This window comes from Candidatus Binatia bacterium (assembly GCA_036563615.1).
Classification (GTDB): domain Bacteria; phylum Desulfobacterota; class Binatia; order UBA12015; family UBA12015; genus DATCMB01.
Window position 1 is genome coordinate 273,905 of record DATCMB010000014.1, and the last position, 12,442, is coordinate 286,346.

At 72.6% G+C, this 12,442-nt stretch carries 8 protein-coding genes; 4 read left to right on the forward strand and 4 right to left on the reverse strand.

Annotated features, from left to right (window positions below):
* Positions 1 to 37 precede the first annotated feature (37 nt).
* Positions 38 to 361 carry an iron donor protein CyaY gene (gene cyaY / locus VIS07_11690; protein ID HEY8516166.1) on the reverse strand — a complete coding sequence of 108 codons (324 nt, stop codon included), beginning with the start codon at positions 359 to 361 and terminating at the stop codon, positions 38 to 40.
* Between the two features lie 62 nt (positions 362 to 423).
* Here cyaY and VIS07_11695 point away from each other — a divergent pair, with 62 nt between their 5' ends.
* Positions 424 to 2,565 carry a hypothetical protein gene (locus tag VIS07_11695; GenBank protein HEY8516167.1) on the forward strand — a complete coding sequence of 714 codons (2,142 nt, stop codon included), beginning with the start codon at positions 424 to 426 and terminating at the stop codon, positions 2,563 to 2,565.
* Here the strand turns inward: VIS07_11695 and VIS07_11700 are convergent.
* From VIS07_11700 to VIS07_11710, 3 genes are all read right to left on the reverse strand, one after another.
* Entirely contained in the window at positions 2,496 to 4,775 is a 2,280-nt protein-coding gene (locus VIS07_11700) for a dynamin family protein (GenBank protein ID HEY8516168.1), read from the reverse strand. The two genes, VIS07_11695 and VIS07_11700, sit on opposite strands and share 70 nt — an antisense overlap.
* A 234-nt stretch (positions 4,776 to 5,009) precedes the next feature.
* Positions 5,010 to 6,428 (reverse strand): DUF3482 domain-containing protein, encoded by a 1,419-nt coding sequence (locus tag VIS07_11705; protein ID HEY8516169.1) that lies wholly within the window; start codon positions 6,426 to 6,428, stop codon positions 5,010 to 5,012.
* The gene (locus VIS07_11710) at positions 6,425 to 7,903 is read right to left on the reverse strand and encodes a DUF2868 domain-containing protein (GenBank protein ID HEY8516170.1); all 1,479 of its coding nucleotides are present in this window, start codon (positions 7,901 to 7,903) and stop codon (positions 6,425 to 6,427) included. Before VIS07_11710 ends, VIS07_11705 begins: the two co-directional genes overlap by 4 nt.
* A gap of 77 nt (positions 7,904 to 7,980) precedes the next feature.
* Between VIS07_11710 and rsgA the strand changes: the two genes are divergently transcribed.
* The 3 genes from rsgA to VIS07_11725 all read left to right on the forward strand — a co-directional run bounded on the left by rsgA (position 7,981) and on the right by VIS07_11725 (position 12,388).
* The gene (gene rsgA / locus VIS07_11715; GenBank protein ID HEY8516171.1) at positions 7,981 to 9,048 is read left to right on the forward strand and encodes a ribosome small subunit-dependent GTPase A; all 1,068 of its coding nucleotides are present in this window, start codon (positions 7,981 to 7,983) and stop codon (positions 9,046 to 9,048) included.
* A 170-nt stretch (positions 9,049 to 9,218) separates the two neighbouring features.
* Positions 9,219 to 11,000, forward strand: a complete 1,782-nt coding sequence (pgi, locus tag VIS07_11720) for a glucose-6-phosphate isomerase (GenBank protein ID HEY8516172.1) — start codon at positions 9,219 to 9,221, stop codon at positions 10,998 to 11,000.
* 2 nt (positions 11,001 to 11,002) lie between these two features.
* On the forward strand, positions 11,003 to 12,388 hold the full coding sequence (locus VIS07_11725; GenBank protein HEY8516173.1) for a chloride channel protein: 1,386 nt from the start codon (positions 11,003 to 11,005) through the stop codon (positions 12,386 to 12,388).
* Positions 12,389 to 12,442: the final 54 nt, after the last annotated feature.

Sequence of the window (12,442 nt, forward strand, 5' to 3'; positions counted from 1 at the left end):
GCGAGCCGTCGCGGCGCGCGGACGCGCGCCCCGCGCGCTACGGCCGCTTGACCTCGCGCCCGAGCTTCTCCGACACCACGGCGGCGATGCGCTCGTAGAGATCGTGCCCGTCGCGGTCGTCGACCCAGGTGTTGCGCTCGGGGCTCCAGTCGTAGTGCCAGGCGCGGACGCCCGCCGCGAACCACATCTGGTGGTTGCCCGACTGCCGATTCAGGACGAAGCGCGTCTTGTCGGCGAACTCGATCGAGACCATGCCGTCGGTGGTCGAGAAGTCGACCTCGTCGGGGTCGAAATCTTCGAGCCAGGCCGTGACGCGCGACAGGCACTCGTCGGCGAGGTGGAGATACTCCTGGACGGTCATCGCCTGGGACTGTAGCACGCCTTGATCGCCGACCAGCGCCCCCGTACGACGTCCCCGCGACGATGACCCCGACCGAAGCGCCAGCGACGCGGCCGACGCGGCTCGGCCATGCGCTCGCCGCCCTGCTCTACCTCGCCGTCGCGCTGTGGGCGTACCGCGACGTGCTGCCGGAGCCGGGCCGACGCGCCGCGATGCCGGCGGCGATGCTGAACCGTCCGGCGGCGCTGCTCTACCAGGCGGACCAGCGCTTCGTGATCGGCGCGCTCGCGCGCCAGGTGCACCAGGTGCTGCACGACCCGCTCGGGCTCACGGGCTACGGGCTCTGCTACCCGCTGCGCGCGCCCTACACGCTCGGCGAGCACATGTTCGCCGAGACGCTGCTCGAGCTGCCGTTCTACGCGGCGACCGGCGACCCGGTGCTGAGCTACAACCTGATGGTCGTCGTCGCGCTGTGGCTCACCGGGATGGCGATGTACGCGCTCGCGCTGCACTGGACGGGCAGCGTCCCCGCGGCGCTCGTCGCCGGCCTGCTGTTCGCCTTCCATCCGAACAAGGTCCTCAATCCCGCGCACCCCTTCGTGCACGGCAACCTGTGGACGCCGTTCGCGCTGCTGTTCACGCACCGGCTCCTGGTCACGGGGCGCTGGCGCGACGCGCTCGCGCTCGCGCTGTTCGTCTCGCTGCAGCTCCTCGAGAGCTTCTACCAGGTGCTCGGGCTCGCGGTGCTGGGCTCGGTCTACGGCGGCGTCCTGCTGGTGCGCTACCGGCACATGCTGCGCGCGGTCCTGCCGAAGCTCGCGGTCGTGGCGCTGCTGGTCGGGATCGTCACCTGGCTCGTGTTCGCGCCGTACCTCGAGACGCGCGCCGTGTGGAACGTGCTCCAGGGACGCGCGAAGACGCTGCTCTTCGCGCCGCGCGACTACCTGCCGAGCGGTCCCGCGTCGCCCGGCCTCCTGGCGCTCGTGCTCGCGCTCGTCGGGCTCGTCGACCGTCTGCGCGGCGCGCGCCCGAAAGACGGCGTCGACCCGCGGCTCCTGATGCTCGTCGCCGGGCTGATGGTGTTCTGGTGCACGATGCTGCCGTTCCCGCTGCCGGGGCTCGGCGTTCGGGTGACCTCGCCGCTGGTCGCGCTGTCCGCGTGGGTGCCGGGGCTCGACGCCGTGCGCGTGCTGCGCGCGCTGCGCTTCGGCGTCTACCTCGCGGTCTCGTTCCTCGCCGCGTACGGCGTGCTGGTGCTGGTCGAGCGTCTGCCGCGTGTGGCGCGCGCGGCGGTGACGACGCTCGTCGCGGCGGCCGCGCTGTGGGAGATCTTCGCGCCGGCGAGCCTGCCGCCCGCCGGCCGTCGTCCGGCGACGCTGGTCGCGTACCGCGTGGAGCCGTCCTCGCAGGACGTGATGCTCGCGCGGCGCGTTCCCGAAGGCGCGGTGCTCGACCTGCCGCTCTCCTACGAGGCGGACGGAAAGCTCGTCGACATGCCGCACTACGTGCTGCTCGCCGCCTACCACCACCAGCCGACGGCCGCCTGCTACAACTCGTTCCGCACGCCGCTGCAGTACGAGGTCGCGGAGCTCGCCGCGCGCCTGCCGGACCCCAAGGCCGCGCAAGCGCTGCACGCGCTCGGCTTTCGCAGCCTGATCGTGCACCGCCAGCGCCTCGCGCGACGCGGACAGGACCTCGCCCCGCTGCTCGACGACCCGCAGCACGCGGTGCAGCTCACGACGAGCAAGGATCTCCTGCTCTACGAGCTACGCAGCCCGCACGAGACCTCGCAGGCGCTCGAGCTGATCGCGGCGCCCGCCGAGGCGACCGCGCTCGCTTCCGCGACGCCCGTCGTGCTCGCGCGGCCACGGGCGACGCTCGAGCTCTCGTTCACCAACCGCGGCCGCACGTCGTTCCGCAACCCGACGCTCGAGCCGACGCCGCTCGTCGTGCGCTGGCTCGACGCGAGCGGCGAGGCGCGCGCGGTTTCGTCGGCGCGCGCGCTGCTGCCGATCGCCCTCGCGCCCGGCGCGAGCGACACGATCGAGCTCGCGCTCGACGTCCCCGCGTCGCTCGCGAGCGGACGCTACACGGTCGAGGTCGCACCGGAGAGCGCGCCGGATCTGACGCTCGCGCGGCGCCCGGTGCGGCTCGCTCAGGCGCCCGGGGTCGAGGCCTCGGAGCCGGCCGGCGCGAGCAGCTCGCTCGGGCTCGTTTCGCCGTAGCGTCCCGTCAGACGCTCGACCGCCTTGGTCGCCGCGTCGACCGCGGCGAGCATGGCGTCGAGGTCCTCGCGGGCGCGGGCGAGCCCCTGCAGCCGCTCCTCGGTGCGCTCGAGCGCCGCCGCGTTCTCCTTGCGCCGCGCGTCGACCTCGGCGCGCACCGCGCCGACCACCGCCAGCGACGCAGCCGCGAAGGACTCGCTCACCGACTCCTTCAGGTTCTCCGTCGCGAAGCGCGCGAAGCGCGCACGCAGCACCTCGCCGAGCATGACGCGCGCGGCGCCGAGCCGCTTTTGCTTGATGCGGCGCGGGATCGGCTTCTCGGGCGCGTCGTCCGGGCCGAGCAGCCGGCGGCGCACCTTCGCCTGGCTGCGGAACAGCAGCAGATCCCAGATCGACTTCTTCACCTGCACGACGGCGACCGGGACGTCGAGCCGCGGCACGTCGTTCTTCGGCGTCGGCGCGAGGCCGGTCAGAGCCTTGCGCGCGACGGGCGCGATCTCGACGCCCGAGCGCGCGACGTCCTCGCGGTGCGCGCGCAGCATGGTCGCGACCGAGACGTCGCTGCCGAGCACGGTCTGCGTGACCTCGCTCGCGATCGCCGCGACCTCGTCGCGGTAGCGGCCGAGCACGGGGCCGAGGCCGTCGCGCAGCAACGAGGCGAAGCTCGCGTCGCTGTCGAACCAGCGCGCGAGCGCCGCGTCGGCCTGCTCGCTCGCCTGGCTGCGCACCGCGCCGCTGCGCTCGAAGGTCAAGCGCTCGACGTCGTCGCGCTGCGTGGCGAGCGCGTCCTCCCAGCCGAAGGTGGCGAGGCGCGCGAGCGCCGCGGCGCGCGCGACGCGCTGGTCGCGATCGGCCTGCAGCGACTCGACCTCGCGCTTGAGCGTCACGACCGGCTCGAGGTCGTCGACTGCGCGCAGCTCGCCGAGGAGGCTGCGCGCCTGGCGCAGGCTGTCGCCGAGGAAGGCGACCAGGTAGTCCGTGCTGTTCAGGTACTCCGTGAGGTCGTCGAGGAAGCGCGCGAAGTCGGCGGTGGGATCCGCGGCCTCCGCCGGGGCCTCGCCGGCGGCGTCGCCGTTCGTGAGCGTCGCGGCGGGCGCGTCGCCGTTCGCGGCCTCCGCGGACGGCGTGCCGGCGGCATCGCCGTTCGCAACCTCGGCGGGCGTCGCATCGCTCGCGTCATCGCGGTCGTCGCCGTCGGTCTGCGGCCGCGCGGCCTGGATCTGTCCAGCGACCGTGCGCTCGGCGTCGGTGGCCGCGGCCTCCGCCTGGGCCGTGTTCGCGGCGCGCAGGCGCTCGCGCGCGGCGCGCAGCAGGTCGATCGGATAGATGCGCAGGCGCCCGTCGTCGCGCGCCTCCTTCAAGGCGGCGTTCATCGCGAGACGCTCGAACGCCTCGACGATCTGCTGCGGGTCGATGCACTCGAGGCTCGGACGGAGCTCGCCGTCGGGCTGCAGGTCCTGCTTGGTCGAGTCGAGGTTGACCACCAGGAAGATGCGGCTGAACAGGCGCAGCAGGTCCGAGAACTCGGCGAACACCTGCTCGAGGAAGAGGTTGTCGGTCTTGACGACGAAGACCGCGCTCGCCGCGGCGTCGCGGCACTCGCGGGTCATCAGGTCGTAGCCGAACTTCATGCGGCTGTAGAGGCCCGGCGTGTCGACCAGCACCGCGCCCGAGCCGGCGAGCTGCGCGGCCGGCGTGCGCACGTCGATGCGCCGCACGGCGCGCGGCAGGTGCTGCGCCGGATCGAACTCCTCGCCGCGCGCCTCGCACGCCCGGATCGCCTCGGCGAGCTCGACGTGCGCTGTGCGCATCAGCTCGCGCATCGCGCCGACGTCGGTCAGCGTCTCCGTCGTGCCGTCGTAGCGCGTGAGCACGAACTCGCGCTTGTCCGCGTGCGAGACGTACACCATGCACGGGTACGCGGGCAGCGTCGTCACCTCGCTGACGTACGCCGCGCTCATCGCGTTCATCAGCGTCGACTTGCCGCTCTTCAGCGGGCCGAAGATGATGACGTACGCCTGCTGACGCTCGACCTTCTCCGCGAGCGCGCGCAGCTGGTGACGCAGGTCGAGCAGCGTCGGCAGCACGCTGCGCGCTGGTGTGCCGTCCCGAGTCTGACCGAGGCTCGACGCGAAGCGATCGAGCGGCTCGAGAACCGGTCGTACTTGACGTTCGAACTCCTCGCAGAACTGACTCAGGACGGTTTGCATCGCGCGATTCTCGCGATCGCCTGAGAGAATGTCCAGACGTTCGCGCGCGATCGCAGCGATTTCGTCGCGCGCGTCGTCGCGACGACGCACGCTCGCGCGTCGCGCTCGCACGTCTCGATCGATGCGGCGACGTCGCTGTGGACATCGTGTGCACGAGGTGCGGACATCGTGTTCAGGACGTGTGCACGTCGTGTGCACGACCTGTGCACGGCCGCGATCGCCGTCGCGCGTCGCTCAGCGCCAGCGCGGCGACAGGATGTCGACAGCCTGTGGATAAGCGGTGGACAGCACGTCGCGCAGCACGTCGCGGACGATCGTCGCGGTGCGCGCGGCGACGCCGTCGCGCGGCGGCGCCTCGCGTCGCGCCTCGACGATGCGCGCGGCGAGCGCGTCGATCCGCGAGCGCAGCATGCGCTCGACGAGCGCGCTCCAGCTCTGCATCGTGCCGAGCTCGCGGAACTCGCCGCGCCCGCGTCCGAAGTGCGCGATCGCGAGGTAGCGGAGCAGCGTCTGCTGCGTGAGGTCGCGCAGGAACTCCTGCGCCCAGCGCACGGCCGGCTCCTCGGGGCCGACGGCGAGCTGGAAGCCCTTGAGCAGCCCGGCGGCGCCCATCGCGCCGAGGATCGCGCCCGCGAGCGCGCCGGCGCCGAAGGAAAGGCCGCCGGTGAGCACGTCGGCGGCGAGCCCGCCCGCCGCTCCGCCCATCGCCGCGCCGAGCATCGCCGCGCCGCCCGACCACGCGGCCTCGCCCGGCATGCGGAAGTCTTCCTCGAGGTGCGTGCGCGCCTCGTCCTGGAAGCGTCCCTTGAGGCCGTGCAGCTCGAGCAGATCGTCCATCAGCGCGCGCGTCGCGAGGTCGAGGCGGTCGGTGAGCGCGCGCATCGCGCGCCGCTTCTCGGCGCGGCCGGCGTTCTCGCCGAGCGGCTCGGAGTCGGCCGCCGCCGCCGTCAAGTACGCGCCGATGCGCAGCGTCGCCTGCTCGAAGACGGCGAGGCTGCGCTCCCGCCACGCCTGCGCGAGCCGATGCATGACCTCGCGCTTCTCGGGCGGCAGCACGTCCTCGACGCGCTCGAGCAGCACGCCTTCCTGCACCCAGCAGCGGGTGAAGGCGTCGAGCGGCAGGATGTGCTTGACGATCGGCCAGCCCTTGACGAACTCCTCCCAGCGCGCGACCGCCTGGTCCTCGCCGGTCGTGCCGGGCTCGCCCATCTGGTTCAGCAGCACGATCACCGGCTTGCCGATCCAGGTGAGGAGCTCGAGCTCGTAGCTCACGTAGCCGGCGTCCTCCGGGCTCTCGGCGGCGTTGACCAGGTAGAGCACGACGTCGGCCGCTTCCTTGATGTTCCGCACCGCCTCCTGGCTCGAGTAGAGCGGCCGGTCGCGGGTGCGGTCCCACACCTGGTGCAGGAGCCAGCCGAGCGGGTTGCCCTCGTTGCGCAGCCGCTGGACGAGGCGCGCGGAGTCGCCGAGCCCGGGCGTGTCCCAGAGCAGCAGGCGATCGTCGCCGCTCGTCACCAGCTCGTGCGCCTCGCTCACCTCGGTGACGTGCGCCTGGTCGAGCACCTCGCCGACGTCCTTGCGCAAGAGCGTCCGCGCGAGCGTCGTCTTGCCGACGTTGGTGTGCGAGATGAGGCTCAGCGTGACGTCGCTCATCTCGGCGCACCGTGCAGCGCGAGCTTCTCCTCGGCTTCCTCGACGATCTCGGTGGTGAGCGGCGCGGCGAGGTCGACGTGCAGCGGCACGAGCCCGACGTCGCCGAGCACGCGGTCCCAGGCGCGGCGCCGCTCGCCCTCGCGACGCTCGCCCGCCGCGCCGAAGCGCGCGTGCCAGGCCGAGCTGTCGACCACGGCGAGCACGCAGCCGCCGTTGGTCGCGCGCGCGAGCTCCTCGACGAAGCGTCCGTGCACCTCGCGCTCGGGCGACTGCACGAGCCCGTAGACGACCACCGCGCACGCCGGCGGTCCGCCGTTGCCGATCGCCGGCGGCTCGTCGCCGTAGGCGAGCGTCGGCAGGATCTGGACGTCGGCGCGCAGCCCGAAGACGTCGTGCAGCAGCTCGCGCAGCGTGTCGGCCTCGCGGCCGCCGACGCCGTAGCTGTAGGGCAGCACGTCGATGCGCGTGCCGGCGCCGCGGTCGGGCGCGAGCAGCACGCGGAACGAGCCGGCGAGCGGCTCGACCGGCAGCGCGCGCGACTGCCGGCGCTCGCGCCACAGCGCGAGCGCCGCGAGCACCGAGCGCGGCAGCAGGACGACGAGCAGCGCGGTCGTCGCCCAGAGGTGGATCCAGGTCGCGGCCGCGTCCGAGCCGTCCGGCGCGCGGATCGCCTCGAGCTCGCTCGGCGTCGGCAGCGCGACGCCGAGCAGCGCCGCCGCCGGTCCGAGGACCGCGCGCAGCAGCACCGACGCCGCCTCCGGGCCGATGAAGGTGCTCTCCCAGGTCGCGCGGTACTCGAAGGTGAGGCCGCGCACGTACATGCCGACGATCGCGCCCAGGACGAGGCACGCGGCGCCGAGGTGCAGCGTCGCGCGCACCCGCGTCGCGACCAGCGGCGCGGCGACCGGCGCCCAGCTCTGCCAGTACGAGCGCAGCGCGCGCGTCACGATGGTCGACTTCGCGGTGTCGCGGACGCGGACCCGGCGCAGCGAGTGCTCGGCGAAGAAGCTCGCGATCGAGCCGAGGACGCCGCGCCAGCCGCCGGTGCGGTCCGACGCCTCGCCGCGCCGTCCGCGCAGCAGGCGTCCCACGGCGCCGGCCACGACGACGGCGTACACCAGCACGTTCCAGGCGAGCAGCGCGAGCAGCGGGAAGGCGAGCAGGTTGATGCGCCGCTCGGGGCCGAGCTCGTTGCTCGCGAGGCCGACGACGAACGACACCAGCGGCAGCCAGAGCAGCAGGCGCAGCGGGACACGCGTCGCCCGCCGGACGGCCCCCAGACCGGGCACCGCCGGCTCGAGGCGGGCAAGCAGATGGTCGGCCCGCTGCGCGGCCTGCGACTCTGGCGACCCGCCCGCGGCTCGCGCCGCCTCGGTGGCCTCCTGCCGATCGCGGGCGGACAGCAGAACGCCTTGCGGGTCCGCCTCTTCGAAGGCGCGCGCGAGGACGACGGCCTGGGCTTCGAGCTCGCGCATCACGGACGCCTCCCCCGTGTACACAACGGCTGGCAGCCCGGGCAATGTGAGGCGCTCGCGTGCTAACCGCATGGGCGTTGGCACGCGATCTCGCAACGCTCGGCTGGGAGCCGTTCTTCGCAGAGCAGCTTCGAGGCGACGACGCCCGTCTGTCGCCCGCCCGGGTCATCGCGGAGCAGCGCGGAGCCTATCGCATCCTCGGGGCCGACGACGTCGAGACCTGGGCCGTCGTGCCGGGCCGCCTGCGGCGGCTGGCGGACCCGCTCGGGCTGCCGGCGGTCGGCGACTGGGTGCTCGTCCGCCGGCGCGTCAACGACACGCGCGCGATGATCGAGCGCGTCCTCGACCGACGCTCCGCCTTCACGCGGCGCGCGGCCGGGCAGGACGTGCCGCAGGTCGTCGCCGCGAACGTCGACGTGGTGCTGATCGTGACGTCGATGAACCGCGACCTGAACCCGCGGCGGCTCGAGCGCTACTTGACGCTGGCCTGGAACAGCGGTGCGGCCCCCGCGATCGTGCTCAGCAAGGCGGATCTGTGCAGCGACAGCGCACCGATCCTCGCCGAGGTCGCGAAGGTCGCGCCCGAGGTGCCGCTGCACGTGGTGAGCGCCGTCGACGGGCGCGGGCTCGCCGAGCTCGAGGCGTACGTCGGGCCCGGGCGCACCGCGGTGCTGCTGGGCTCGTCGGGCGTCGGCAAGTCGACGCTGGTCAACGCGCTCGCCGGACGCGAGATCCAGGCCGTCGGCGAGACGCTGCCCGACGACCGCGGCCGCCACACGACGACCTCGCGCCAGCTCGTCTTCCTGCCCTCGGGCGGCATGATCATCGACACGCCGGGCATGCGCGAGGTCGGTCTGGTCGGCGACGAGGAAGGGCTCGAGCGCGCGTTCGGCGACGTGGTCGAGATCGCGGCGCGCTGCCGCTTCCGCGACTGCCGCCACCAGACCGAGCCCGGCTGCGCGCTCCGCGAAGCGCTCGCGAGCGGCGCGCTCTCGCGCGAGCGCTGGGAGAGCTACCTCAAGCTGCAGCAGGAGCTCTCGCTGCAGGCGACGCTCGCCGACCAGGACGAGGCGCGGCGCGCGCGCTCGCGCGGCCGGCGCCCGCGCCCCGGCCTGAACCCGGCGCCCCCGCACCGTCGGCGGTAGCGCGTCGGCGGCCGACCCGCGGCGCTCGCCGCCGGCGCGCCGGCGGACGCGCGTGCGGCCGCGACGGCGTGGGCACCAATCCGAGCGACGGGCTAACGACCTTGGCCCACCGCAACGATGGTGATAATCGGCGCAGTCGCGCCACGAGGTGGCACGGGGAGGGGCGAGCGATGGCGACGAGAGGCAAGCAGGCCGGGACGCGCAAGCCGCAGGCGAAGAAGCCGCCCCGCAAGAGCGTCGCACCGTCGCGCGGCGCATCGACGCGCAAGGCGTCGAAGCGCGCGGCGTCGAAGCGCACGGCGGCGCGGCGCGAGCAGGCACCGCCGCGGCCGACGAGCTGGCCCGAGTGGAAGGCGCTCGAGCGCCACAAGAGAAGGATCGAGCGGCTGCACCTGCGCGAGCTCTTCGCCGAGGATCCGCGCCGCGGCACCCGCTTCGTCCTCGAGGCGGGCGACCTCTACTACGACTTCTCGAAGAACCTGATCACCGACGAGACGCTGAAGCTCCTGCGCGCGCTCGCCGAGCGCGCCCGCGTCCGTGACGGCATCGCCGCGATGTTCCGCGGCGAGAAGATCAACGTCACCGAGAACCGCGCCGTGCTGCACGTCGCGCTGCGCGCGCCGCGCAACGCGGTGATCGAGGTCGACGGCCAGAACGTCGTGCCGGCGGTGCACGCGGTGCTCGACAAGATGGCGCGCTTCTCGGAGCGCGTGCGCAGCGGGGCGTGGAAGGGCCACACCGGCAAGCGCATCCGCAACGTCGTCAACATCGGCATCGGCGGCTCGGACCTCGGCCCGGCCATGGCCTACGAGGCGCTCAAGCAGTTCAGCCGACGCGACATGCAGTTCCGCTTCGTGTCGAACGTCGACGGCACGGACTTCGTCGAGGCGGTGCGCGACTTCGACGCCGAGGAGACGCTGTTCATCATCTCGTCGAAGACCTTCACCACGCTCGAGACGCTGACCAACGCGCACACCGCGCGCAAGTGGGCGCTCCAGCGGCTGCGGGACGAGAAGGCGATCGCCAAGCACTTCGTCGCGGTGTCGACCAACGCGCAAGAAGTCGCCAAGTTTGGCATCGACACCGACAACATGTTCGAGTTCTGGGACTGGGTCGGCGGGCGCTACAGCTACGACTCGGCGATCGGGCTCTCGCTGATGATCGCGATCGGCCCCGACCACTTCCGCGACATGCTCGCGGGCTTCCGCGTCATCGACGAGCACTTCCGCACCGCGCCGCCCGAGAAGAACCTGCCGATGACGCTCGGCCTGATCGGCCTCTGGTACAACGACTTCTTCGGCGCCGAGACGGTCGCGATCCTGCCCTACAGCCAGTACCTGAGCCGGCTCTCGATGTACGTCGAGCAGCTCGACATGGAGAGCAACGGCAAGTCGGTCGACCGGCACGGACGGCCGATCACCGACTACCAGACCGGTCCGATCGTCTGGGGCACGCCGGGCACGAACGGGCAGCACGCGTACTACCAGCTCATCCACCAGGGCACGAAGCTGATTCCGGCCGACTTCATCGGCTTCGCGAAGCCGAACAACGACGTCGGGCGCCACCACGACCTCCTGATGGCGAACTTCTTCGCGCAGACCGAGGCGCTCGCCTTCGGCAAGACCGCAAAGGAGGTCGAGGCGGAGGGCGTGCCGGCGTTCCAGGTGCCGCACCGCACCTTCCGCGGCAATCACCCGACCAACACGATCCTCGTCAAGCGCGAGCTCACGCCGCACGTGCTCGGTCAGCTCGTCGCGATGTACGAGCACAAGGTGTTCACGCAGGGCTGGATCTGGAACATCAACTCGTTCGATCAGTGGGGCGTCGAGCTCGGCAAGGTGCTGGCGAACCGGATCGTGCCGCAGCTCGAGTCGAAGACCGAGCCCAAGCTCGACCACGACAGCTCGACCAACGCGCTGATCCGGCTCTATCGCAAGCTTCGTCGTCGCTGAGCATGGGGAGTGACCGTCCGCGCGCGCGGGACGCGGGGGAGGAGAAGGAGGAGCGGCCGGCGGCGCTCGCCGCGGGCGACGAGACGGACGAGCTGCCCCCGGGCTTCGCCGGGTGGCGCGAGACGATCTTCTCGCTCGCCGCCTGGCGGCGTCACGTCGTGTGGCTCGTCGCGGCGCTGCTCTCCGGCGGCGGCGCCCTGCTCTTCCACTTCGCGGACTCGTGGGGCGCCGAGCTGATCGACCGCCTGCACGCGGTCTCGCCGTGGATCCCGTTCGCGATGGTGTCGCTCGGGATGGTCGTGCTCTGCCAGCTGCGCGACCACCTCTTCCCCGGCACCGACGGCACCGGCATCCCGCAGGCGATCGCGGCGCTCAAGTCGAAGGACGAGGCGGCGCGCGCGCACGTGCTGTCGCTGCGCGTCGCGATCGGCAAGATGATCCTGCTCGTGCTCGCGCTCGGGCTCGGTCCGACGATCGGACGCGAGGGACCGTCGGTGCACGTCGGCGCGTGCTTCATGTACCTCGCGCGCCGCTTCGCCGCGTTCCCGCGCCACCTGCTCGACCGCGGGCTGATCCTCGCCGGCGGCGCGGCCGGCATCGCGGCCGCGTTCAACGCGCCGGTCGCGGGCGTGATGTTCGCGTTCGAGGAGATCGGGCGCTCGTTCGAGAAGGCGAACGCGAGCGTCATCGTGCGCACTGCGATCGTCGCCTGCCTGGTGTCGATCGTCGTCTTCGGCGACTACCTGTTCTACGGCCGCGTCGAGGCGTCGCTCACGACGCTCGAGGAGTGGCTGTGGGTGCCGGTGATCGGCGTCGTCGGCGGCTTCCTGGGCGGCGCCTTCTCGCAGGCGCTGGTGTGGGTGTCGCCGCGCTACGGACGCCTCTACCGCGCGCGACCGCTCCTCTGGGCGCTCGCGCTGGGCCTCGGGCTCGGCGCGCTCGGGCTCGCGTCGAACGGCATGTCCTACGGCAGCGGCTACCCCGAAGCGGAGCGCATCCTGATGCGCGGCGAGGACATGCCGTGGTGGTTCCTGCCGACGCACGCCGCGGCGAGCTTCTTGACGCTGGTGAGCGCGATCCCGGGCGGGCTCTTCGACCCGAGCCTCACGACCGGTGCGGCGCTCGGTCAGCTCGCGGCGCCGTTCGTGTCCGTGCTCGACCGCCAGGAGACCGTGCTGCTCTTCATGGTGTCGTTCTTCTGCGGCGTCGTGCAGAGCCCGATCACGTCGGCGGTGATCCTGGTCGAGATGACGTCGGCGCGCTTCTTCACGCTGCCGCTGCTCGTCGCCGCGATCCTCGCCTACGAGGCGTCGCGGCTCGTGTGCCGCACGGCGCTCTACGAGGCGCTCGCCGAGGGCTTCCTCGCGCGCATGCGCGGCACGGCGTGAGCGACGCTCTTCCTTTGGGTCGCGCAGCGGTGTTTCCTCGCGCGATCGGAAGGA